Origin of the sequence: Halomarina halobia, assembly GCF_029338575.1 — an archaeon.
GTDB lineage: Archaea > Halobacteriota > Halobacteria > Halobacteriales > Haloarculaceae > Halomarina > Halomarina halobia.
The window spans coordinates 207,029-229,524 of record NZ_CP119992.1 but is presented as its reverse complement, the minus strand read 5'-3'; the positions used below and the strand labels follow the sequence as shown (position 1 = coordinate 229,524).

Here is a 22,496-nt window from a genome sequence, read left to right as displayed (position 1 = left end):
GGTAGCGATGAATATCATCGTCCGGCGAAGGGCCGTGACGTCCCGTGAGGCTTAGGTCCGTCGGCCCTCGACGGGGTGTCGTGGGACTCTACGACCGGTACCTCGCCGCGCGCACCCGTCGGAGCGCCGCCGACCCGCCGCGAACCATCGCCCTCGTCATCACCGAGCGCGACCTGCTCGAGCCGGGGGCCTACGCGACGCTCGAATCGGTTCTCGAGTGGGCGTTCGACTACGGCGCGGAGCGAGTGATGGTGTACGTCTCGGTGCTCGACGAGGCGGCCGTCCCGACGCTCCGCGGGTCGCTCGAGCGCCTCGACGCGCCCCGCCCGCTGGCCGTGCGCGGCCCCGACGACGGCGAGCGCGCCGACGCCCCGATCCAGGTGAGCATCGGCCTCGGCGGGCGCGCGGAGTTCACGAACGCCGTCCGCGACGTCTCCCGGGCGGTCGAGCGCGGCGAGCTGTCGAGCGAGGACGTCGCGGAGGAGCACATCGAGGCCGGCCTCGTCTTCCCGACCGCGCCCGACCTGGTCATCAAGACGGGCGCGGAGCGCCTCTCGGACTTCATGATCTGGCAGTCGGTCTACTCCGAGCTCTACTTCACCGACGTCAATTGGCGGGACTTCCGGAAGCGGGACTTCCTCCGCGCGGTGCGCGATTACCAGGACAGACAGCGGCGGTTTGGCCGGTAAGCCAAACTCCGGCACGAGCGGAGCGAGCGACGGAAGTTCGGTCGATGGGCGCCAGCGAAGCGTCCGAACGTCGGGAAATGTCAACTCGGAAGGGCGAGCAGAAGGATCATGATCATTCGTCGCAGACTGTGAGCCATGGACGCCCACGTCGACGTACCCCTCGGCCGCATCGCCCCGCAGCTACTCGCACTGCTGACGTTTCCGCTCGTCTTCTACATCGCCGTGACCTCCAGCCTCGATCAGTACGCCGCCGTCCCGCTGGCCCTGCTCGCCTCGTGGCTCGTGTACTACGCCGTCTCGAACCGCGAGGAACTCGTCGGGAGGGTGAGCGATCGCGGACGGAGGTGAGAGCCGAGTCGTCACCCCACCGGCCCCGACGTCCGGCGAACGACGGTTCCACCCCCGGATCGGTTCTCGGCTCCTACCCCGGCCCGGTTCTCGGCCCCTAGTGACATGACGAGCGGCGCGGATGGAGTAAGTATGACGCACGAGACGGAGCGCCCCGCGATACGAGTTCCCGGCCAGTTCCTCCGATTCGGAGCGGTGCCGGACGCCGGCGAAGGGAGTGGAGGCCGGAACTGATGAGCGACGACGATCCGACGAAGGTCGCGATCGCGTGTCAGGGCGGCGGGAGCCACACCGCGTTTACCGCGGGCGTCCTCCGGCGACTCCTCCGCGAGCGGCCGTCGGACGTGGAGATCGTCGGGCTGAGCGGGACGTCCGGCGGCGCGATCTGCGCGCTCGCGGCGTGGTACGGCCTGCTGACGGGCGGCGAGGGGCGGGCGGCCGAACTGCTCGAATCGATCTGGGACGACCTCGCCGCCGACGGCGTCCCGGAACGGACGGCGAACGCGCTGCTCGTCTGGACCTCGCGCGCGCTCGAGAGCGGGCTCCCGATCCCGCAGTTCAGCCCCTACCACGCCCCGACCGCGGCGATCGGCCGGGGCCGGCTCCGCGACGTGCTCGAGGCGCACGTTCGGTTCGACCGACTCCCGGCGCTCGTCGACGCGACGTCCCCGACCCTGCTGATCGGGACGGTCGACGTCAACGACGGCGAGTTCAAGACGATCGTCAACGAGGGGATCACGGCCGACGCGGTGCTCGCCTCCGCCGCGGTGCCGAGCCTGTTCGAGGCGGTTCGACTCGAGCGGACGGCCCCGCACCTCGATCCGGACGTGTACGACGGCGACCTCCACTGGGACGGCCTCTTCTCGCAGAACCCGCCGATCAGGGAGTTCCTCGACGTTCCGAACGTCGCCGAGGAGAAGCCCGACGAGATCTGGATCGTCCGGATCAACCCGAAGGAGCGGCGGGGTGAACCGACCTCGCTCGAGGAGATCGCCGACCGCAGGAACGAGCTCGCCGGGAACCTCTCGCTGGAACAGGAGGTAGCCTTCATCGAGCAGGTGAACGAGTGGCTCCGGGCCGATCCGCCGAAGCTCCGCGGGGAGTACAAGCCGATCGAGATCCGGTGGATCGCGCTCGAAGAGCGCCTCCCGACGGCGTCGAAACTCGACCGGAGGCCGTCGTTCCTCCGCGACCTGATGGAGGGAGGGGACGCACAGGCGAGGCGATTCCTGAGTCGACGGTAGGCCGGCTCAGTCCGCCGCGAGTTCGATCTCGACCTCCTCGACGCGCTCGTCGGAGAGGTCGATGTCGGCGTTCTGGCTCCGCAGTCGGCCGAGGAGGCGCTGGCGCTCGTCCGCGCCGACGGCCTTGAGCAGGGCGACGGCGCGCTCCGCGCGCGTGCGCTGCCAGGACTCGCGGCGCGACTGGTAGGTGCGGACCGCCCGGAGGAAGTCGACGCGGGAGAACTCGGGCCAGTAGGGCGCACAGAAGAACACCGCGGCCTCGTTGCCGTTCGCGTGCCAGGGGAGGAAGTTGCTGGTACGCTCGTCGCCGCCGGTGCGAATGATGAGATCGACGGCCCGTGCGGGCCGCTCGGAGAGGCGCTCCTCGACCGTCGCGACGTCGATCGCGTCGCTCGACACGTCGCCGCGCTCCACGTCCGCCGCGATGTCCCGGGCGGCGGCGAGCAGCTCGGCGCGACCGCCGTAGCCGAGCGCCACGTTGAGATACTGGCTGTCGTAGCCCTCCGTCTGCGCCTCGGCGTAGTCGATGGCGGTGCGGACGCGCTCTGGCAGCCGGTGGAGCTGTCCGATGGCGCGGATGCGCACCCGCTCCTCGTGGACCTTCTCGTCGTCGGCGAACTGGTAGAGCTTCTCCTCGATGAGGTCGAACAGTTCGGCTCGTTCGGCGGGCGGGCGGTCGAAGTTCTCCGTCGAGAAGGCGTAGAGCGTGAGCTCCTCGATGCCGAGTTCGGCACACCAGTCGAGCATCGCCTCGGTCGTCTCGGCCCCGGCGCGGTGGCCCGCGGCGGTTCCCTGCCCGCGGCGGTCCGCGTAGCGGCGGTTGCCGTCCTGGATGACGGCGACGTGCGTCGGCACCCCCGAGAGTTCGCGTTCGAGGAGTCGCTCGTAGAGCCCGTGTATCGCTCGCCTGACCCGCCGAATCATGCGTGTGATGATTCTCTGGGGGAGGTATGAGTCTTTTGACGTCGAACGACGGGCCGTAGCCTTTTACTACGGTGGCGATAAGGGGGAAGTGCAATGGCGACCGGTACGGTTGACTTCTTCAACGAAACGGGCGGCTACGGCTTCATCACGACCGACGAATCCGACGAGGACGTGTTCTTCCACATGGAGGACGTCGGCGGACCGGACCTCGAAGAGGGTCAGGAGGTGGAATTCGACATCGTGCAAGCCGACAAGGGCCCGCGCGCGAAGAACCTGAAGCGGCTGTAGACGAAACGACCCACGGTGAAACGACGGGAAGCGACGGCGTTTTACACTCGGGCCGGGGGATAACGGCGTCCCCCGGCCGAAGACCGTTCGGTTCGAGCGGGCGCGACCGTGACGCGTAAGCCCCTCGGCGGCGAGCGTCCCAGCATGGACGCTCTCGACGACGACCTCTACAGGCGGACCAAGGCGCTCCTCGAACCGGGCGACATCGAGCTCAACGGGCTCGTCCTCCACACGGACCTGACGAGCGAGGACGAGTCGCGGCTCCACGAGACCACGCTGGAGGTCGGGGAGGTCATCGCCGGGCACGCCGACAAGGGCGACTGGTACGTCTACTCCGGCAACGACGACTCCCGCTTCGGGCTGAACCAGCACCAGGGGCTCACGATCGCCGAGGACGAGTTCGTCTGGGAGTGCCAGCAGCTCCTCCGCGAGGGAACCTTCGACGTGGTGTTCTACTACGAGGCGAACGCGGACCAGGACGCCATCGTCGGCGACGTCGAGGCCCTCGGATACCGCGTGACGGGCGTCGAAGGCGAGTGATCGCCGGGGTGCGTTCCCCGGACATACACGTGTCGATGAGTTGGCAATAAGACTGATAGTGGTCGGTCTGGATAGGTCAGATACACCGAAGGTGACGACACGTGAACAATATCGGACGCGGACAATGTAACGGTGGACGGCTCGCGGAACAGTACCCGAACCTCGGCCCCGACGGATCGCGCCGCGATCGGTGCCTCTCGCTCCTCGGCGACGCCCAGCGGCGCGCCGTCGTCGCTGCGCTCGGCGAGAGAGAGCACGGAGAGGGAATGACGCTCGACGACCTGGCCGCCGCCGTCGGCGGGAGCGACTCGACAGACCGGCGACGGATCCGACTCCACCACGTCCACCTCCCGAAACTGGCGGACGCGGGCGCGATCGAGTACGATCCGGTGGCGCGGATCGCCCGTCCGACCGAGCGACTGGACGAGTTCGCGGCGCTCCTGGCCGCCACCGCCGACCGCTAGGCGCAGTCGGGACAGCGACCGCTCCACTCCGACTGGTTCGCCGGGCCGACGACGCCGTCGATGCGCAGTTTCACCCACCCCTCGGCCCGCGCCTCGTGTTCGTCGGCGAACGCCTCGCCACGTCCACAGTTCTCACAGACGACGAAGACACTCATGGTGATTGTTACCCCACACCGACGTAAAAAGCTGTCACTTTCGTCGCGCGACGGTCCGAACCGATACCCGGGCTTCGGCGGTGGTATCGAAGGCTCCCGGGGGCGAATACCGTTGTATCGAAGGGGTAACGGGGTTAAGCTGTGCGCACCACTAGCTAGGTGTGTCGGCGGTCGGACGCCATCGACATCCCGGCCGACCGCCAACGGAGGTGAGAGACCGTGACAACGACGTACGACACCGAGAGGATCGCCACGCTCGCACTCCTCGCGCTAGGGGCGCTGATCCTGCTTCCCGCCCTGGTCATGGGATTTGGAATGATGGGCTTCGGCATGCCGATGATCGGGTGGGGAGCCGGACGCGCGCCCGGCTGGATGGTCGCCGTCTCGGCCGTCATGCAGATCGCGTTCGTCCTGCTCCTGGTCGGCCTCGGCTACCTGTTCTACCGCACGGCGACGGGGGGCGGCGACGGTGCCATGGAGGAACTCCGCCGGGCCTACGCGCGCGGCGAACTGACCGACGAGGAGTACGAGCAGCGCCGGGAGCGGCTCTCCGGAGAGGAGTGACCGCGACGACCGCCGGGCCGACGAGCGGGCTTCCGTCCGCCGTCGACGGCCGCGACCGTCGGGCTCATGTCCGCCGGACGCCGAGGAACGGGGAGTGATGTCGCCCGCCGCTCCGAACCTCGCGTGGACCGCCTTCGGCGTGCTCGGAACGCTGGTCGTGACCGCGGCGTCGTGGGAACTGCTGCGTCAGATCGCGCCGACCGTCGCCGACCGGGCGGGGTACGTCGGTCTCTTCGCGGTCTTCGGGCAGGTGCTCGACGGCGTCTCGACGCTCATCGGCGTCGACGCCCTGTCGCTCGCGGAGCGGGTCCCCCTCTCGCGGGCGATCCTGGGGGTCGCGGCGGAGCTACCGACCGCGCCGCTGTTCGGCACCGGCTGGCTGTTCGTGCTGGTGAAACTCGGCCTCGCGCTGGCCGTGGTGGTCGCCGTCGCCGACCTCCGGGGCGCGGACGACGACTACCGTCGGGGCGTACTGCTCGCGGCGGGGCTCGTGGGGCTCATCCCCGGCCTGAGCAACCTCTGGCTCTACGCGACCGTGTAGGGGAGACCGCGGCCGCGCGGAAGCGCCGCGGGCGTCCGAGCGAGGCGCTTATACGACGGTGGCCCGGAGGATCGAGTATGACTACGGCCGAGCGGTTGGGTCGCGTCGACCGGGCGATCCTCAACGCCTTCCAGGGCGGTTTCCCGGTCGTCGAGTGGCCCTTCGAGCCGGCGGCGGCGGCCCTCCGCGATCGCGGCGTCAGCGTCTCGGCGGACGACCTCCTCGCGCGGGTTCGGCGACTCGACGAGGAGGGCGTCCTGACGCGGTTCGGCGCGCTCGTCAACGCCGAGGCGATCGGCGGGACGGCGACGCTCGTGGCGATGCACGCCCCCGAGGAGCGCTTCGACGAGGTGGTGGAACTGGTGAACGCCCACCGCGAGGTGGCGCACAACTACGAGCGCGAACACCCGCACCTCAACGTGTGGTTCGTCGTGAGCGTGGCGGGCGGGGACGGCGACGCGCGGAGCGACGCGGACGGGGGCGGCGAAACCGCCCCCGACCGGGTCGAGGCGGTCCTCGCGGACATCGAGGCCGAGACGGGGCAGCCGACGTACAACATGCCGAAGCGCCGCGAGTTCCGCGTCGAGGCGAAGTTCCTCCTCGACGGCCCGATCCCGGACGGGGACGTGGACCTCTCGCACCTCGGGCCGTCGGTGGAGCCGTCGGGGCGGGCGACCCTCACGCCCGCGGAGCGCGACCTCGTCCTCGAGATCCAGGGCGGACTCCCGCTCACCGCGACGCCGTACGCCGACGTCGCCGACGCCATCGGCCGCGACGCCGAGTGGGTCGTCCGGACGATCAAGCGGTTCGACGCGGAGGGGAAGGTTCGGCGCGTCGGCGTCATCCCCAACCACTACGCGCTCGGCTACACCGAGAACGGCATGACGGTCTGGAACGTCCCCGACGACGTCGTCGAGACTGTCGGTCCCGCCGTCGCCTCGCTCGACTTCGTCACGCACTGCTACCAGCGCCCGCGCCACGAACCCGTCTGGCCGTACAACTTCTTCGCGATGACCCACGGGCGCTCCGAGGCCGAGAGCCGCGAGCGGATCGAGCGCGTGCGCGGGGTGATGAGCGAGCACTGGGACGTGGGCGAGGACGACTGGGACACGCTGTTCTCGACGCGCATCCTGAAGAAGACCGGCATCCGGATGGCCGAACGGGCGGAGGCGAACACGCAGCCGTGATCCCGCTGCTGCACGACTTCACCGGTCGGCGCGTGCTCGTCTTCGGCGGGGGGAGCGTGGGGGCGCGACGGGCGCGCACCTTCGCCCGCGAGGCGGAGGTGATCGTCGTCAGCCCCGTCTTCGTCGGCGACGGGGACGGGGATGGGGATGGAGACGGGCAGGGGGAGAGAGGAGAGGGGGAGGGGGACGCCTACGGCGGCGCGGAACTGATCCGCGCCGCCCCCGCTCCCGAGGACGTCCCGGCCTGGTTCGACCGCGCGTCGCCCGCGCTGGTCGTGGCGGCGACCGACGATCCGAGCCTCAACGGGGCGCTCGCCGCCGAGGCCCGCGACCGGGGCGTGCTCGTCAACCGGGCTGACCACGCCGGGAGACGCGACCCCGGCGACGTGGCGGTCCCCGCGACGGTGCGCGACGGTCCCGTCGTGGTCGCCGTCTCGACCGGCGGGCGGAGTCCCGCGCTGAGCCGCGTCCTCCGCGAGCGGATCGGGCGCGAGATCGACGGCGCGGGCGAACTCGCCCGCATCACGGGGAACCTGCGCGAGCGGCTGCGGGACGACTACCCGCCCGACGAGCGGCGGGCCGCCGTGCGGGCGGTCGTTCGGTCGGACCGCGTTTGGAAGACTTTAGGTGGAGGAGCGGATAAGACCGAAGCGATAGTGGACGAAATCGTCTCCGCGCAACTGGGTGAGTCAGCATGACGATCGGACGCGGCGTGATCTCCGGCGTGAGCGTCTCCCATCAGCGCGCCGACCTCGACACGATCGAAGCGGCGAGCGCGTCCGGACAGGCCGCCGTCGTGCGCTCACTGCTCGCCGCGCCCGGCGTGACGGAGGCGTTCGCCATCCAGACCTGTAACCGCGCCGAGGCGTACGTCGTCACCGACGCCCCCGAGACGGGTCGGGCCGCGCTGGGGGACGTCGCGACCGACATCTCCGCGGACGCGGTGCGCGATCTCACCCACGAGGAGAGCCTGCGACACCTCATGCGCGTCGCCTGCGGCCTCGAATCGCTCGTGGTCGGCGAGGACCAGATCCTCGGCCAGCTGCGCGACGCCTACCTGGAGGCGCGGGAGCTCGGGGCCGTCGGTCCCATGCTGGAGGACGCCCTGATGAAGGCCGTCCACGTCGGCGAACGAGCGCGCGCCGAGACGGCCATCAACGAGGGCGCGGTCTCGCTCGGGAGCGCCGCGGTCCGCGTCGCCCGCGAGAGGCTCGCCCCGGACCTGGCCGACGCGACGGCGCTCGTCGTGGGGGCGGGCGAGATGGGGACGCTCGCCGCCCGCGCGCTCGCCGGGGAGGCGGACCGCCTGCTCATCGCCAACCGGACGGTCGGCCGGGCCGAGTACGTCGCCCGCACGCTCGACGTCGAGGCGGCCGCGCTCGGGCTGAAGGCGCTACCGATCGCCGCAAGCGAGGCCGACGTCGTCGTGACGGCGACGGGGGCCGACCGCCACGTCCTCGACGCGGACGCGCTCTCGAACGCGGGCGAGACGCTCGTCATCGACATCGCACAGCCCCGCGACGTGGACCCGCTGGTCGACGACCTCCCGCACGTGACCGTCTACGACCTCGACGCCCTCCAGTCGGTCACCGACCGGACGACGTCCCGGCGCGAGGACGCCGCCCGCGAGGTCGAGACCATGATCGACCGCGAGTTCGAACACCTCCTCTCCCAGTACAAGCGCAAGCGCGCCGACGAGGTCATCGCCGCCATGTACGAGGGCGCGGAGGCGATAAAGCGCCGCGAGGTCGACCGGGCGCTCTCCCGGCTGGAGGCGACCGACGACGGGGTCACCGGCGAGCAGCGCGAGGTCGTCGAGTCGCTCGCGGACGCGCTCGTCGGGCAGATCCTCGCCTCGCCGACCAAGAGCCTGCGCGACGCCGCCGAGAAGGACGACTGGAGCACGATCAACACGGCCCTCCAGCTGTTCGACCCGCACAACGAGAAGCCGGTCGGCGCGCCGGACGACGGGACCGCAGGGACGGTCCCCGACGCCGTCTCGGCCGACGACATCCCCCAGCACCTCCGCGAGGAGATGCCCACGGCCGTCCTCGAACAGTTGAGCGACGACTGACGGAACTCGCTACCGCCGTTCCGCGGGCACGTCGAACGCGTAGGTGTCGCCGCGGCCCAGGTACGCGACGCGGTCGTCGAGTCCCGCTTCTGCGACCGCTTCACGAAAATCGGAGAGCGGCGAGCGGGAGAAGAACGGTGAAGCCGTTCGGGGGGAGAGAGTCTACCCGGATTCGTACACCTGGATCCAGCCGTCGCTCCGAATCCTGACGAGGTAGTCGCGGTAGCGGAACTCCACGTTGCCGAGTCCGGCGCGGGACGCGCCGGCCACGTCCGGCCCGAAGAAGGCGTCCTCGATCGCCACCACGTCCACGCACTCGTACAGGGACGGGGAGTGCACCTCGACCGGAGGGACGCCCTCGGCCGCCGCGACGGCGTAGACGATCTCGACGGTGAGTTCGGCGTCGCCGTCCGGGTCGTAGGGCCGTTGGTGGACGAGCGTCCGGTCGGCGGGTCCCTCGTCGCCCGCTCCGCCGCCGTCGGTCCGATCGTCACTCGCTTCCGGCATCGAAGTCCCTCCGTGCGTGGGATTCCTGATCGGCGTCGAGACTCGCGCCGACTCCTTCGAGGGCGGCCAGCACCTGCGTGGCGTGTTTCCCTCGATCGATCGTTCCGGTCTCCCCGTCGAACGTGACGATCCCGTCCTCGACCAGCTTCGGGACGTGCGCGTGGTAGAGCGAGATGTACACCCGATCGCGCGCCTCCACCGTAACCGCCTCCTCGGCTATCTCGTTCTCCCAGGCCGCGATCTTGGTCGCGAGGTCGGTGAGCGTCCAGCGCGATCGTTCCTTCAGCGTGTAGAGGAGATACCGCCGACGCGAGTGAGCGAGCGCCCGAAACACGTAGTCCAACTGTAGGACACCCGGGGGAACGTCCCGTTCGCCGGTATCCTCGACGGATCGCTCCGTCCGTGCTCCCTCCCCCTCCGGATCTCTGTCCTCCATATCGTCCGATCTGGAGGAAGGGGGAAATCAGTTCGCACTAGGGGGTCCGAACGATGTATGTACGGATCGTAGTACCGACGGGGGCACCGACCGTTCCCGATCACCGAAACGGACACCGTATCGGACTCGGAGCGGACGGTCGTCCGGACGCCGACCCGTGAGCGTTTTACGCCCCTCGTGGGACGGACAGGTATGCCCGGACCGGTCTTCCTGGAGGGCGAGTCGGTCACCCTCCGGCCGATCGAGGAGGCGGACGTCGAGTTCCTCCAGCGCTGCATGAACGACCCCCGCGTCTGGCGCTACGCGCTCGACGTGAACCCCACGAACCGCGTACAGATCAGGGAGTTCTTCGAGGACGTGCTCTCCGGCGACGACGGCGTCCACTGCCTCGCCTGCGACGGCGAGGAGCCGCTGGGCGTCGTCTCGCTGACCGGCTCTCGCTACGGCCCGGACGAGACGTCCCGGTCGCGCGCCGCGGAACTCGCCTACTGGTTCGCGCCCGAACGCCACGGGCAGGGGTACGGCTCCGACGCCGCCGCGACGATGGTCCGGTACGCCTTCGAGGACCGGAACCTCCGGCGCGTGAGCGCGCGACTCGGGAGCTTCAACGACGCCTCGGCCGGCCTGCTGGAGTCGCTCGGCTTCGAGCACGAGGGCACCCTGCGGCGGGCGGCGTGGTTCCGCGGCGAGTACCACGACGTGCTCTGGTACGGCCTCCTCCGCGAGGAGTGGCAGGCGCGGGAGTAGAGAACCAGCGCTAGAACTGCGGACGCCACACGAAGATCCCCGATACTGGCAGGCGAGCCGGGGAAAACAGATATAGTCGGAGGCCGATTCCGAAGTGAAACGAACAATGAGCGAGTATCCGATGTCGGCGGCCGATCCCCGGGGAAACGAGCCGTTCTACGTCGACCCGGACTGTTCGACCTGCGGGACGCGACTCGTCCTGCTCGACGTGCACCGGCAGAGTGACGTTCCGGTCGAGCCGGGGGAGATCTGGCACGACGAGTGGTGGTGTCCGGCGTGCGAGGACGGGATTCACATGGACTGGCCCGAGTCCGCGTTCGAGCGACTGACGGAGCGCTCGGAGTCGGAGGCGAGACCGTTCGAGGAACTGTGAGTCGCTAGAGCTCCCGGAGAACAGGGGGTGAGTTCAGTTGCTGAGAGCGCTACCTCGCCCGTTCCCCGACTACTATCGGAACGGACCTCCCGCGGACGCGATGGACTGTTGTATCGCCGTGCGGCCCCTCCTCGCATTAGACCGCGGCGATCGGTGGCTACGTTCGATAGCCCAGGTAGCAGGATTCGGCACTGTACAGCCCGACTCGTGTCTCCGGAAGCCCGCGACCGCGGAGCGACGAACGCACACGGCGTTCCGTTCGGCGGCCGCGACCCAGTGGGTATTTGGGCATATGGCGACGCAGTACGGCGTATGCAGACCCACATCGTCCCGGTCGGGTTCGACTACGACCGGCTCATCGCGCCGCTCGTCCGGGATCGGCTCGACGTGGACCGCGTCATCCTGCTGGAGGGCGCGGTCGGCAGCGAGGCCAACGTCGAGTACTCCCGGAACCTCGCGAGAAAGCTGGAGAAGGACTTCTCGAACCTCATGGGTGCCGACACCGAGCGCTTCCTCATCGAGGACGTGTACGACTACGACGCCGCCTTCGAGCAGGCGTACGACCTCATCAACGCCGAACTCGACCGGGGGAGCGAGTCGGGCGACGGCGCGAGCGAGGAGGGGGAGGGCGGCGAGGACGCCGAGGACGAGATCTGGGTGAACATCGCGTCGATGCCCCGCACCGTCTCGTTCGCGTTCGCCACCGCCGCCCACTCCATCGGCGTCGAGCGCGAGGCCGACCGCGACCGGATCCACACCTACTACACCGCCCCCGAGAAGTACCTCGAGACCGAACTCGCGGAGGAACTGCGCGCCTGCGTCGACCTCCTCGCGGATCTCGACGGGCGGGTGGGGGTCGACCGGGACCGGGGTTCGACCGAACGAGCGAGCGGGGAGGAGCGCCGCGACGACCCGCGGACCGACGACCTCGCGGCCCGCGTCGCGGCGCACTTAGAGAGCGGCCGGGACCTCCTCTCGGAGTTCGACGAGCGGGGGACCACCATCGGCGCGAAGCGCATCGGCGCGGGGCACGTCGTCGAGTTGCCGGTCGCCTCCTTCTCGTCGGTGAAGCCGTTCGAGGAGCTCATCCTGTTCACGCTGGGCGAGCACGGCGAGTTCGAGTCGGTGAGCGAACTCGCCGGGACGCTGGCGCGCGAACTGGGCGAGGAGTACACCGACAGCTTCCGCTCGAAGGTCATCTACAACGTCGACCGACTGGGTCCGGGCGGGAAGGGCTACGTCGAGCAAGACGAGCGGGGGAAGTCCTACCGGACCAGGTTGTCGCGGATCGGCGAACTGTGGGTGCGGGCGCACTCCGACTCCGGGAGCGCCCGCGCGGAATGAGGGCGACCGGGGTCAGCGTCCGTCGAGCCGGAGCTGTAGCTTCTCCACCCGCGTCGCCAGCGCGAGGAAGACCGGGAGGATCGTGAACAGCACCGCGCCGAGCGCGGCGACCTGGAGGGCGGTCACGCCGAGCCACGGGGCCGCGTCGGGAAGCGGCAGGAGCGTGTGGTGGGGGTCGCCGACGACCGGGTAGAAGTAGTCGACGACGAGGTCGACCACGTACCAGAGCGTGGCGACGGCGACCGCCCACACCGGGAACGCGGCGTAGCGGTGGACGACGAACGCCTGGACGACCATCGCGAGGTGGCTCCAGAACAGGAAGTTGTACATCGGGTCCCACGGCGCGTAGCCCCACTCGGGGAAGAACGCGACGAGGACGTACGGCGTCCAGAGGCCGAGCTTGATGCACCCGAAGAAGGCGAGCGCGTTCAACACCTCGTTGTTCCGCCCGAGCTTCCAGGCGGCGATCGAGAGGGCGATCAGCAGCGTGGCGAGCGGGCTGTCGGGGACGAACGGCCACATCTCCACCGGCGTCAGGGAGAACTGCGGCGCGTAGTACCAGAACCCGAAGGCGGTCCCGACGAGGTTGATCCCCACGACGAGCCACGCCAGCCGCAGGCCGAGGTCCTCGAGCAGCGCCGGGAGGGGGGCGACGTAGCGGGGCAGCGGCTCGCGCTCGGGGACGTCCCCCTCGCGGACGAACGCGCGCAGGCGCTCCGCGACGCTCTCGGCGCGCGAACCGAGCGCTCCGGGGATCGACATGGAGGGGAGTGCGGAGGCGGGGAGAAAAACGCTACCGATCGGCGGGAGGTACCGTCCGAGACGCGCCGCGAGCGCCGGTCACTCGGGTGCCATCCCCTTCTCGGAGAGTTCGGCGAGGGCCGACTCGGACTTCTCCAGTTCGGAGAGCCCCATCGCGCGGAGGACGTGTTCTGCCTTCGTGAACTGGACCGCCTCGTAGGCGACGACCTGCACGCGATTGCCCCACGGATCCCGGAAATCGAGGTCCCGACCGGAGAGGCGCTCGACGCCGAGCGCCGCGAGTCGGTCCTCGACGGCGCTCGGATCGTCGACGACGAGACCGAAGTGGCGGTGGGCGTCGCGTCCGTCGGCGGGGCCGTTGGCTTCGGTCAGCGCGAGGAACTGATCGCCCGCGTCGAGGAAGGCCGCCGACGCCGTCCGCCCGCGGAGCTCGAACTCGAAGATCGACCCGTAGAAGTCGAGGGCGGCCTCGACGTCCCCGACTTCGAGCGCGACGTGGTTGATACCGACGAGGCGAGCGCGGGACGCGTCGGGTTCGGTCATCCCCGTACGTTCGCGCTCCCGGCTTAACGCGTTTTCGCGCGGCGAGCCGCGGCGGTGGGTACCTCCTCCGGGGCAGGGGCGAACACCCCTCCGTACGCGGGTTCCCGCTCGCCTGAGACGGGAAGCGTCGTCGAACGAGGGCCGGAAGTCGCGGCCGAGCGCCGTCGGGTTCGAACGGTCGAAGGGCACGCGTTAAGTGCACTCCGTCCTCAGGATCGGACATGAGCGACGCGACGAACCTGGAGGACTTGAAGCGCGGGACGGACCTCGTGAAGCGCGGGTTCGCGAAGATGCAGAAGGGGGGCGTCATCATGGACGTCGTCACCCGCGAGCAGGCGCGCATCGCGGAGGACGCGGGCGCGGTGGCCGTGATGAGCCTCGAGGCCGTCCCGGCGGACATCAGGAAGCGCGGCGGCGTCGCCCGGATGGCCGATCCCGCCGCGCTCCGCGAGATCATCGACGAGGTCTCGATCCCCGTGATGGGCAAGTGTCGCATCGGGCACGTCACGGAGGCCCAGATCCTCGAGGCGACGGGCGCGGACATGCTCGACGAGTCGGAGGTCCTGACCCCCGCCGACAACGAGTACCACATCGAGAAGCGGGCGTTCACCGCGCCGTTCGTCTGTGGCGCGCGGAACCTCCCCGAGGCGCTCCGGCGGATCGACGAGGGCGCGGCCATGATCCGCACGAAGGGCGAGGCCGGCACCGGCGACGTCAACCAGGCGGTCACCCACCAGCGCGCGATCAAGAGCGCCGTCCGGGAACTCGAGGGGAAGACCGAGGAGGAGCGCGAGAGGTGGGCCCGCGAGCACGAAGCCCCGGCCGACCTCGTTCACGAGACGGCCGAGATGGGCCGCCTGCCCGTGGTGAACTTCGCCGCCGGGGGCATCGCCACGCCCGCCGACGCCGCGCTCATGATGCACCACGGCTGCGACGGCATCTTCGTCGGGTCGGGCATCTTCGGCGCGGAGGACCCCGAGGCCATGGGCCGCGCCATCGTCGAGGCCGTCAACGAGTGGGACGACCCGGAGCGGCTCGCCGAGATCGCCACGGGCATCGGCCGCGGCATGAAGGGCCAGTCGAACGTCGGCATGCGCGAGGAGGAGAAGCTGCAGGGCCGCGGCGTCTGACCGCGGGCGATCGGGTGGACGGACGGATCCCCCCGACGCCGGGAGCGGAGCGGCGGCGCTCTCCGACGCTGCCGGTCTGCGGTCCCCGCCGCTCACTCCGACCCGGCCGTCCGGACGGTCAACACCGGGACGGGGCAGGTCCGAACCGTCTTCTCGGTGACGCTCCCGAGGAGGTAGCGGTCGAGGCCGCTGCGCCCGCGGGTTCCCATCACCACGAGGTCGATGTCGTTCTCGTCGACCGCGTCGAGGATCGCTCCGTGGGGCGGCCCCCGTTCGACGGCCGTCTCCACCGTGACGCCGTCGTCGCGGAGGGTCGCCGCGAGGTCCGCGACCGCCTCCTCGGCCGACGTCTCGACGGTTTCGAGGAGGAGCTCCGACCGCACGTCGAACCCGACCGCCGACGTGTCCGCGGCCGCGAGGACGTGGACCGTCGCGTCGTAGGCCCGGGCGAGCGCCGACGCCCACTCTGCTGCCGCGGCGGCCCGCTCGCTCCCGTCGGTCGGCACGAGGATGCGATCGTAGGGGACGTGCGGGTCGGCGTCGTCGGACCGGACGGTGAGCACCGGGACGTCGGAGAGGCGGACCGTCTTCTCGGTGACGCTCCCGAGGAGGTATCGCCGAACGCCGGTGTTGCCGTAGGTACCCATCACCACGAGGTCGACGCCGTTGGCCGCCGCGTACTCGCGGATGCGCCGGTCCGGGATCCCCACGTCGACCTCGCCGGCCGCGGTGACGCCCTCGTCGACGGCGCGCTCCACGACCGACGCGACGACGTCCTCGGCCCGGTCGCGCAACTCGCCCTCGCCGAGCCCCAGGTCGAGCGAGCGCGCGTCCACCACCGAGAGGACCACGAGGGTCGAGTCGAACCGATCGGCGACGGCGATCGCGTGGTCCATGGCGACTGCTGCCCCGCTGCTGCCGTCGGTCGGGAAGAGGACGCGTTCGAACATGGGGAAACGTGATGTGGTACTTGGGCGCGCGCGGTAATCAGTGTTCGTCGGGGACGGTGGGTCGGTCGTCGCGGGCGGCGACTCGGGACCGTCGAGACGCGCCGACGGTGGTGATCGGCGCGATCGCGGGACTGGGGCGCGAACGTCCCGATCGAGTCGACGGCGAGTGACGGAGTTCTGAGCGAGAGCAGGCGTCGAAGGGTCGGGCGGTACGCCGCCCGCCTCGCGGTTCGGGTCGGACGGACGCTACTGCTCTGTGGCCGGCGTCTCGGCCGCGTCCTCGCTCGCGTCGCCCCCGTCGGCGTCGGACGCGCTCCCGTTCTCGCCCTCGATGAGCGCTTCGAGCGGGTTGTCCTCGATGTCCAGCGGGAGGTCGACGCGCCCGCGTCGGCGCGAGGACTCCCACGCGGCGAAGGCCAGTTCGGTCCCGGCGAGGGCGTTCCGCCCCGAGATCTCGGGCTCGCGTTCCTCGCGGAGCGCGCTCACGACCTCCTCGATGGCCCGTTCGTAGAAGGTCGTCTCCTTGAACCGTCGGGCGGAGACGCCGGGGAGGCGCTCGGCGAGGGCGATCACCCCGGCGCGGGCCTTGCCGTAGCTGGGCGCGTGGATGCTGTCGTCCGTGCTCACGGCCCTCCACTTGCCGCCGTCCTTCCGGTAGCGGAGCGCGGGGCCGCCGTCGACGCCCATCTCGACGACGCCGTCGGTCCCGACGAGGCGGTGGTAGCAGCCGATCATGTCTTTGCCGTCGCCGGTGGCGGCGACGCCGTAGACGCCGTCCTCGTACTTCCACTGGACGAAGCCGTGGTTCTCGTTGTGCGCGCCGAACCAGACGTTCTCCTCGCGGAAGTCGATGCCCCCGAGCACCCACTCCGCCTCGGCGTCGTCGGTGTAGTACCTGCAGAGGTCGAACTGGTGGACGCCCGCGTCGAAGAGGTTGTCCTCGGCCCACTCGATCCGAACGAGGTCGCCGATCGTCCCGTCTTCCAGAAGGGACTTCGCCTCGCGGAACGGCTCGCCGAAGCGGCGCTGGTTGTCGATGGTGAGCTGGATGCCCTCGTCGTCGCAGGCCTCGAGCATGCGCTTGCAGTCGCCCCAGGTGGTCGCCATGGGCTTCTCGCAGTGGATCGCCCGCGGGATGCCACTCTTCGCGCAGCCGACGACGATCTCGGCGTGGATCGCGGGCGGCACGCAGACGCTCACGACGTCGGGCTCCGTCGCCCGGAGCATCTCCTCGTAGTCCTCGAAGACGTTACCGGGGGGGATGTCGAAGTGATCCGCGAACGCCTCCGCGTTCTCCCGGACGATGTCGGCGCACGCGACGAGTTCGCAGTCGTCGAGGCGCCGGTAGCCGGGCGCGTGGCGGTACGCCATCGCGTAGCCGGTTCGGCCCTTCCTCTCCGGGTTCGCTCCCGTTCCGATGATCGCGACGCGGTATCCCATTGTAGGGCACCGCTAGATTCCCACGGACATGACTATGACGAGACTAACCGGAGTAGGTGACGACTATCGGTCCGCCGCGCCGCGCCGGTACGCGCGGGCCGTCTTCCGCGCGATGGTGCCCCAGTCGAACTGACTCACCTTCTCGTAGTTGTACGCCCCCATCCCGTCGAGGTCGGCGTCCAGGGCGGCCAGGAGCGCGTCGCGCAGCCCGTTCGGTTCGTCGGGGTCGTACGCGAAGCCGCCCTCCTCGTCCAGCAGGGCGGCGACGCACCCGCGCTGGGGGGCGATGACCGGGCGCGCGAACGACATCGCGAGGAGCGCCGTCCCGGAGGTGAGCACCTCCTCGAACGGGAAGACGGCCACGTCCGCGGCGTTCATGTAGAGCTGGATGTCCTCGTCCGGCACGAAGGTGAGGACGGGCCGCACGCGCTCGTCGATCGCGGCGAGGTCGAGGATCTCGTCCCGGAGGGCGTCGTTCCACGGGCTCCCGACGACCAGCAGTCGGGCGTCCTCGTCCTCGACGGCCCGAAACGTCCGGATCAGTTTGCGGACGTTCTTGTACGGTCGGATGAGCCCGAAGTAGAGGAAGACGCGCGCGTCCTCGTCCAGGTCGAGCGCCTCGCGGGCGGTCGCCCGGTCGACCTCGTTCCGGTAGCTCCCGATGTAGTTGCCGTGCGGGACGACCTCGATGCGCTCCACGACGCTATCGGGGAGGCGATACTCCTCGACGACGAGGTCGCGCGCGTTATCGCAGTGGACGATGACGCGGTCGCAGAGCCGCGCCGTGAGGTGACGGACCGCCATCTCGATGCGCGGCGAGCGCCGTTCGTGGTCGGCGAGGTTGTGCACCGTCCAGACGATCTCGATACCCAGCACGCGCAAGACGAGGAGTTCGACCAGCAGTCGGACCCCCAGGATCGCGGTCACCACCGGCCGCTCGGTCACGAAGTACCGGTGGAGCCAGTGGACGTGAAAGACGTCGGGGCGACCCTGCCGGTACACCGCCTCGAGCAGCGGGAAGGGCCGATCGCACTGGCTCAGGTGAACGTCGTAGCCGTTGTCGACCAACTCGTCTCGAAGCTGTCGCTGGTAGGAGTTGCTGCTCGTGTAATCCGGATACATCAGCACCGACTGCTGCTCCGGTGAACTCTCCCCCAACACGCTCGTATAAGCCCTCGATTAGCGCCGATAATAAGTTTTTATTGGTGGGAATCTCACACCCCGTGGGCTGTTACCGCGCCGCCGACGCCGCTGAGGGGAGGCGGCGGCGTCGGGGGCGGACGCGCAGTCGAGTTCGCCCGCCTTACCGGGCCTGTCGGGCGGTCCGTCGTCGGGTTCCAGCCTGCCGTATCCGTGTAATTCATGAGGGATCGATTCGAGTGAAGAATCATGACACTCACCGAACGGTACGAGTTCGCGATCCTCGAACGGGACGAGTACGTCGCGGCGCTCCTGAGCGGCACCCTCGCGGGGTTGATCTTCGCCAGCGTCCTGCTGGCGCTCGCGCCGGCGCGGGTGCGGACGGTCGGCGCGCTGCTCGCCCCCGGTGCACCGACGCTCCTCGGGCTCCTCGCCTGGCTCTTCCTCGGGACGGCGCTCGGGATCGGGTTCGCCCCCGTCGCCGCCCTGACGCTCGACGCGTACCTCGCGCGGACGATGCAACTGACGGCGAAGTCCGCCGCGCTCCGGCGCGTCCTCCAGCCGCTGATGGAGCGCTCCGCGTTCGCCACCGCGGGCGCGGGACTCGGATCGCTCTACGGCGTCGTGGCCATCGCGCTGTACCTCGTCCTCCCGCCGCTGGCGGCCGCCGTGACGGGCCTCGCCGTCCCCCTGATCGACGCGGGCGTCCTCGGCGCGCTCCTCTACGGACCGATGCTCGGCGCGGGGTACGGCCACGTGCGCTCGGCCTACCGGTAGATCGTCGCTCCGTCCCCGACGCCGGTCCGGTAGGCCTGCGCCTCGACGCCCCGCTCCTCGAACGCCTCGATCATCGAGACGGCGACCGCGCGCTGGGTACCCGATCGGCAGACGGCGAGGATCGTCGGCCCCGCGCCGCTGATCGTGGCCCCCGTCGCGCCCGCGTCGCGCGCCGCCGCGCACACCTCGTCGTAGCCGTCGATGAGGTCGGCGCGGGCGGGCGTGACCACCCCGTCCGCCATCCCCCGCCCGACGAGGTCCGGGTCGCTGCGGGCCATCCCGGCGACCAGCGTCGCCGCGTGGCCGACCGTCTCGACGAGGTCGGTCAGCGCCACGCGGTCGGGAACGACGCTGCGGGCGTCGCGCGTCGAGACGACGATGTCCGGGAGGCAGGCCACGAGCGAGAGGTCGGCGTCGACGCGCGTGACGCCCTCCTCGGTGACGACGGTGAACCCGCCGAGGATGGCGGGGGCGACGTTGTCGGCGTGGGCCGCACCGGAGACGACCGCCTCGCCCTCGGCCGCGACGGGGACCAGTTCCTCGCGCGAGCGGCCGCGGTCGTAGAGTTCGTTGAGGGCGACCGCGGCGGCGGCGGCCGAGGCCGCGGACGAACCGAGCCCCGACGCCGGGCGCACGCCCTTGTCGATCCGGATGCGGGCGGGCGCGGAGAGCGCCTCGGCGACGGCCCCGACGGTGTTGCGCTTCGGGTCCTCGGGGATGTACCGGGATCCGACGCCCGTCACCTCGATCGTCGTCCGCTCCGCCTTCTCGACTCGGACGACGTCCGCCGGGCGGTCGAGCGCGACGCCGAAGACGTCGAACCCGCTCCCGAGGTTGGCGCTCGTCGCGGGGGCCCGGACGATCAGCATGACTTCCGCTTCCAACAGCGGAGAGAAAAACCTAGCGGAGTGCGAGGCGGCGGCGACGGCGATTACGACGACGTCACCGACGTTCCGGTCGAACGCTTTCGGGACGGATCGGCCTGATCTGGGAGTATTCATGGTGCTCCGCTACGAGGACGAGCACGCATGACAGATAGACACACGATAGACGACTCGTCGGTCGTCTACGCCTTCTCGCCCGACCTCGAGCCGTCCGTCACCGTCGAGCCGAGGGCCGCGCTCACCGTCGAGACGCGCGACAGCCTCGAGGGGGCCGTCCAGCGCGACGGGGACCTGATGGAGTCGGTGCCCGAGGAGGTCAACGCCGCGACCGGACCGATCGCCGTCGAGGGGGCCGAACCGGGGGACGCCCTCCGGGTCGAGATCGAGGCGATCCGTCCGACCGAGGACCGCGGCCGCGCCGTCACGATCCCCGGCTTCGGACTCCTGCGGGACGACCCCGAGGTGGCCCACCCCCACACCCGCGTCACGCCGGTCGAGGACGGCGCGCTCCGGTTCGGCGACCTCTCGGTGCCGCTCGACCCCTGCATCGGGACGATCGGCGTCGCTACCGCCGACGAGGAGTACACGACGCTCGTGCCCCACGACCACGGCGGGAACCTCGACACGACCGACCTCCGGGCGGGGGCGACGGTCTACTTCCCCGTCTTCCAGCCGGGAGGCCTGCTGGCGATGGGTGACTGCAAGGCCGCGATGGCCGACGGCGAGCACTGCGGCACCGGCGCGGAGATCGCCACCGAGATCGACGTCACCCTCGGCGTCGTCGGCGACGCCCCGCTCTCGCGCCCGCTGATCGAGACGGACGACGCCTGGACGTTCCTCGCCAGCGCGGAGACGCTCCAGACGGCCTGCGAACTGGCCGTCCGCGACGCGAGCGAGGCGCTCGCCCGGGCCCACGGCGGCGAGTTCACCGACGCCTACCTGCTCGCCAGCCTGATTGCCGACCTCGAGATCAGCCAGGTCGTCGACCCGCTGAAGACCGTCCGCTGTGCCGTCCCCAAGGGGTACCTCGCGGACCCGCTGGACTGAAGAGAAAGGCACATACGGCGGACCTCGAAACCCCCCGTCATGATCGGCATCGTCGGCGGCGGCCTCGCCGGGCTGTCGGCCGCCTACCGGTTGCGTCGGGCGGGCTACGACGCGCGCGTCTTCGAGGCGGCCCCCGAGGTCGGCGGCCTCGCCGCGACGTACCCGACCGCCGGCGACCCCGTCGAGCGCTTCTACCACCACCTCTCGAAGTCGGAGACGGCAGTCGTCGACCTCGCCGAGGAGGTGGGCGTCGGCGACCGGATCGAGTGGCGCGTCGGGAAGAACGCCTACTACGCGGGCGGGACCATCCACCCGCTCGATGCGCCCTGGGAGCTCCTCGCCTACCCCGACCTGACCCTCTACGACACGTTCCGATTGGGGTTGCTCGCGCTCGGCGTCGACGTGCGCGGCGGCCGCCCCCGGCGGCACGCCTACGACGACCTCGCGGCCTTCGACGACGTTCCCGTTCGGGAGTTCCTGCTCGAACACGCCACCGAGGGCGTCTACGAGCACTTCTTCGAGCCGCTGCTCGAGGCGAAGTTCGGCTCGCGGAGGGAGGACGTGAGCGCCGCGTGGCTCCTCGGCCGGATCCGGTTCCGCGGCGAGCGCGACCCCCTCCGCGGGGAGATCCTCGGCTACGTCGAGGGGGGATTCGGCGTCCTGCTCGACGCGCTCGTCGAGGCCGTCGGCCGCGAGAACGTCGTCACGGGCGCACGCGTGACGGGACTCGACTACGGCGACCGCGTCGAGTCGCTGACCGTCGAGACCGACGCGGGGACGGAGACCCACGACGCGGAGGCGGTGATCGTGGCGACGATGCCCGACGTGCTGACGGCGCTCGCCGACTACCGCTGCGGGATCGACTTCCAGGGCTCGGTCTGCGCGCTCCTCACGATGGAGGAGGCGCTGACCGACACCTACTGGCTCAACGTCGCCGACGACGCGCCCTTCGGCGCGCTCGTCGAGCACACGAACTTCGTCCCGCCGGAGCGCTACGGCGGCGAGCACCTCCTCTACGTGGCGAGCTACGTGCAGGATCGGACCGAGGAGATCTGGACCCTCGACGACGACGCCCTTCGCGAGCGCTGGCTCGCGGGGATCGAGGACCTCTTCCACCGCTTCGACCGCGGGACGGTGACCGACTTCCGCGTGGCGCGGCACCCGCGCACCGCGCCGATCTACGAGCGGGGCTACCTCGACGCGGTCGTGCCGTGCGACCTCGCGGACGAGGTGGCGGAGGGACTCTACTACGCAGGGATGGCGAGTCGCGCGCAGTACCCCGAGCGGTCGCTCGACGGCGCGGTACGGGCCGGCTACGAGTGCGCGAACAGGATTGCGGGGGGACGCGACGCGACGGTCGAAACGGTTCGACGCGCGGACTGAGATCGGGGCGGTCGT

General features: G+C 70.3%; 28 protein-coding genes. 18 read left to right on the top strand and 10 right to left on the bottom strand.

Features of this window, described 5'->3' with window-relative positions; all coding sequences use genetic code 11:
• The first annotated feature begins 80 nt into the window (after positions 1–80).
• The 3 genes from P1K31_RS01165 (at position 81) to P1K31_RS01155 (ending at position 2,281) form a co-directional block, all read left to right on the top strand.
• Positions 81–689 (top strand): undecaprenyl diphosphate synthase family protein, encoded by a 609-nt coding sequence (locus P1K31_RS01165; RefSeq protein WP_276304448.1) that lies wholly within the window; start codon positions 81–83, stop codon positions 687–689.
• Positions 690–824: 135 nt separating this feature from the next.
• Entirely contained in the window at positions 825–1,037 is a 213-nt protein-coding gene (locus P1K31_RS01160; RefSeq protein WP_276304447.1) for a hypothetical protein, read from the top strand.
• 233 nt (positions 1,038–1,270) lie between these two features.
• Positions 1,271–2,281 carry a patatin-like phospholipase family protein gene (locus P1K31_RS01155; protein WP_276304446.1) on the top strand — a complete coding sequence of 337 codons (1,011 nt, stop codon included), beginning with the start codon at positions 1,271–1,273 and terminating at the stop codon, positions 2,279–2,281.
• Positions 2,282–2,287: 6 nt separating this feature from the next.
• On the opposite strand, the gene uppS is transcribed toward P1K31_RS01155, so the two are convergent.
• A complete protein-coding gene (gene uppS / locus P1K31_RS01150) occupies positions 2,288–3,205 on the bottom strand; it encodes a polyprenyl diphosphate synthase (RefSeq protein ID WP_276304445.1) in 918 nt (305 codons plus the stop codon).
• Between the two features lie 93 nt (positions 3,206–3,298).
• Between uppS and P1K31_RS01145 the strand changes: the two genes are divergently transcribed.
• From P1K31_RS01145 to P1K31_RS01135, 3 genes are all read left to right on the top strand, one after another.
• Positions 3,299–3,493, top strand: coding sequence for a cold-shock protein (locus P1K31_RS01145; protein ID WP_276304444.1), 195 nt, complete (start codon positions 3,299–3,301; stop codon positions 3,491–3,493).
• A gap of 144 nt (positions 3,494–3,637) precedes the next feature.
• On the top strand, positions 3,638–4,033 hold the full coding sequence (locus tag P1K31_RS01140) for a DUF5778 family protein (protein ID WP_276304443.1): 396 nt from the start codon (positions 3,638–3,640) through the stop codon (positions 4,031–4,033).
• 101 nt (positions 4,034–4,134) lie between these two features.
• Positions 4,135–4,497 carry a DUF7344 domain-containing protein gene (locus P1K31_RS01135; RefSeq protein ID WP_276304442.1) on the top strand — a complete coding sequence of 121 codons (363 nt, stop codon included), beginning with the start codon at positions 4,135–4,137 and terminating at the stop codon, positions 4,495–4,497.
• On the opposite strand, the gene P1K31_RS01130 is transcribed toward P1K31_RS01135, so the two are convergent.
• Entirely contained in the window at positions 4,494–4,652 is a 159-nt protein-coding gene (locus P1K31_RS01130; RefSeq protein WP_276304441.1) for a hypothetical protein, read from the bottom strand. The genes P1K31_RS01135 and P1K31_RS01130 overlap by 4 nt on opposite strands.
• A gap of 219 nt (positions 4,653–4,871) precedes the next feature.
• Between P1K31_RS01130 and P1K31_RS01125 the strand changes: the two genes are divergently transcribed.
• The 5 genes from P1K31_RS01125 to hemA all read left to right on the top strand — a co-directional run bounded on the left by P1K31_RS01125 (position 4,872) and on the right by hemA (position 9,018).
• A complete protein-coding gene (locus P1K31_RS01125; RefSeq protein WP_276304440.1) occupies positions 4,872–5,216 on the top strand; it encodes an SHOCT domain-containing protein in 345 nt (114 codons plus the stop codon).
• A 97-nt stretch (positions 5,217–5,313) separates the two neighbouring features.
• Positions 5,314–5,757 carry a DUF63 family protein gene (locus P1K31_RS01120; RefSeq protein WP_276304439.1) on the top strand — a complete coding sequence of 148 codons (444 nt, stop codon included), beginning with the start codon at positions 5,314–5,316 and terminating at the stop codon, positions 5,755–5,757.
• Positions 5,758–5,834: 77 nt separating this feature from the next.
• Positions 5,835–6,944 carry a siroheme decarboxylase subunit beta gene (ahbB, locus tag P1K31_RS01115; protein ID WP_276304438.1) on the top strand — a complete coding sequence of 370 codons (1,110 nt, stop codon included), beginning with the start codon at positions 5,835–5,837 and terminating at the stop codon, positions 6,942–6,944.
• Complete coding sequence (locus P1K31_RS01110; RefSeq protein WP_276304437.1) at positions 6,941–7,642, top strand: precorrin-2 dehydrogenase/sirohydrochlorin ferrochelatase family protein; 702 nt, start codon at positions 6,941–6,943, stop codon at positions 7,640–7,642. The genes ahbB and P1K31_RS01110 overlap by 4 nt, the downstream gene beginning before the upstream one ends.
• Positions 7,639–9,018, top strand: coding sequence for a glutamyl-tRNA reductase (gene hemA / locus P1K31_RS01105; RefSeq protein WP_276304436.1), 1,380 nt, complete (start codon positions 7,639–7,641; stop codon positions 9,016–9,018). Before P1K31_RS01110 ends, hemA begins: the two co-directional genes overlap by 4 nt.
• Before the next feature lie 162 nt (positions 9,019–9,180).
• Here the strand turns inward: hemA and P1K31_RS01100 are convergent, their stop codons facing one another.
• Both P1K31_RS01100 and P1K31_RS01095 read right to left on the bottom strand, forming a co-directional pair.
• On the bottom strand, positions 9,181–9,525 hold the full coding sequence (locus tag P1K31_RS01100; RefSeq protein ID WP_276304435.1) for a HalOD1 output domain-containing protein: 345 nt from the start codon (positions 9,523–9,525) through the stop codon (positions 9,181–9,183).
• Complete coding sequence (locus P1K31_RS01095) at positions 9,509–9,961, bottom strand: DUF7344 domain-containing protein (protein ID WP_276304434.1); 453 nt, start codon at positions 9,959–9,961, stop codon at positions 9,509–9,511. Before P1K31_RS01095 ends, P1K31_RS01100 begins: the two co-directional genes overlap by 17 nt.
• 192 nt (positions 9,962–10,153) lie before the next feature.
• Here P1K31_RS01095 and P1K31_RS01090 point away from each other — a divergent pair, with 192 nt between their 5' ends.
• The 3 genes from P1K31_RS01090 (at position 10,154) to P1K31_RS01080 (ending at position 12,425) form a co-directional block, all read left to right on the top strand.
• Complete coding sequence (locus tag P1K31_RS01090) at positions 10,154–10,708, top strand: GNAT family N-acetyltransferase (RefSeq protein ID WP_276304433.1); 555 nt, start codon at positions 10,154–10,156, stop codon at positions 10,706–10,708.
• Between the two features lie 106 nt (positions 10,709–10,814).
• Positions 10,815–11,081, top strand: a complete 267-nt coding sequence (locus P1K31_RS01085) for a hypothetical protein (RefSeq protein WP_276304432.1) — start codon at positions 10,815–10,817, stop codon at positions 11,079–11,081.
• 312 nt (positions 11,082–11,393) lie between these two features.
• Entirely contained in the window at positions 11,394–12,425 is a 1,032-nt protein-coding gene (locus P1K31_RS01080) for an HFX_2341 family transcriptional regulator (RefSeq protein WP_276304431.1), read from the top strand.
• 12 nt (positions 12,426–12,437) lie between these two features.
• Here P1K31_RS01080 and P1K31_RS01075 read toward each other — a convergent pair whose 3' ends face one another.
• Together P1K31_RS01075 and P1K31_RS01070 are read right to left on the bottom strand one after the other, a co-directional pair.
• On the bottom strand, positions 12,438–13,187 hold the full coding sequence (locus P1K31_RS01075; protein WP_276304430.1) for a DUF1405 domain-containing protein: 750 nt from the start codon (positions 13,185–13,187) through the stop codon (positions 12,438–12,440).
• 78 nt (positions 13,188–13,265) lie between these two features.
• Entirely contained in the window at positions 13,266–13,730 is a 465-nt protein-coding gene (locus P1K31_RS01070) for a VOC family protein (protein WP_276304429.1), read from the bottom strand.
• A 221-nt stretch (positions 13,731–13,951) separates the two neighbouring features.
• Here P1K31_RS01070 and pdxS point away from each other — a divergent pair, with 221 nt between their 5' ends.
• Positions 13,952–14,860, top strand: coding sequence for a pyridoxal 5'-phosphate synthase lyase subunit PdxS (gene pdxS / locus P1K31_RS01065; RefSeq protein WP_276304428.1), 909 nt, complete (start codon positions 13,952–13,954; stop codon positions 14,858–14,860).
• A 92-nt stretch (positions 14,861–14,952) separates the two neighbouring features.
• Here the strand turns inward: pdxS and P1K31_RS01060 are convergent, their stop codons facing one another.
• From P1K31_RS01060 to P1K31_RS01050, 3 genes are all read right to left on the bottom strand, one after another.
• Positions 14,953–15,810 carry a universal stress protein gene (locus P1K31_RS01060; protein ID WP_276304427.1) on the bottom strand — a complete coding sequence of 286 codons (858 nt, stop codon included), beginning with the start codon at positions 15,808–15,810 and terminating at the stop codon, positions 14,953–14,955.
• A gap of 246 nt (positions 15,811–16,056) precedes the next feature.
• Positions 16,057–17,250, bottom strand: a complete 1,194-nt coding sequence (locus P1K31_RS01055; RefSeq protein ID WP_276304426.1) for a Gfo/Idh/MocA family protein — start codon at positions 17,248–17,250, stop codon at positions 16,057–16,059.
• 63 nt (positions 17,251–17,313) lie between these two features.
• The gene (locus P1K31_RS01050; protein WP_276304425.1) at positions 17,314–18,411 is read right to left on the bottom strand and encodes a glycosyltransferase; all 1,098 of its coding nucleotides are present in this window, start codon (positions 18,409–18,411) and stop codon (positions 17,314–17,316) included.
• A gap of 228 nt (positions 18,412–18,639) precedes the next feature.
• Here P1K31_RS01050 and P1K31_RS01045 point away from each other — a divergent pair, with 228 nt between their 5' ends.
• The gene (locus tag P1K31_RS01045) at positions 18,640–19,167 is read left to right on the top strand and encodes a hypothetical protein (protein ID WP_276304424.1); all 528 of its coding nucleotides are present in this window, start codon (positions 18,640–18,642) and stop codon (positions 19,165–19,167) included.
• Here P1K31_RS01045 and P1K31_RS01040 read toward each other — a convergent pair.
• Positions 19,158–20,036 carry a homoserine kinase gene (locus tag P1K31_RS01040; protein ID WP_276304423.1) on the bottom strand — a complete coding sequence of 293 codons (879 nt, stop codon included), beginning with the start codon at positions 20,034–20,036 and terminating at the stop codon, positions 19,158–19,160. The two genes, P1K31_RS01045 and P1K31_RS01040, sit on opposite strands and share 10 nt — an antisense overlap.
• 159 nt (positions 20,037–20,195) lie before the next feature.
• Between P1K31_RS01040 and P1K31_RS01035 the strand changes: the two genes are divergently transcribed.
• Entirely contained in the window at positions 20,196–21,098 is a 903-nt protein-coding gene (locus P1K31_RS01035) for an acetamidase/formamidase family protein (protein WP_276304422.1), read from the top strand.
• Positions 21,099–21,137: 39 nt separating this feature from the next.
• Positions 21,138–22,481 carry an NAD(P)/FAD-dependent oxidoreductase gene (locus tag P1K31_RS01030; RefSeq protein WP_276304421.1) on the top strand — a complete coding sequence of 448 codons (1,344 nt, stop codon included), beginning with the start codon at positions 21,138–21,140 and terminating at the stop codon, positions 22,479–22,481.
• Positions 22,482–22,496: the final 15 nt, after the last annotated feature.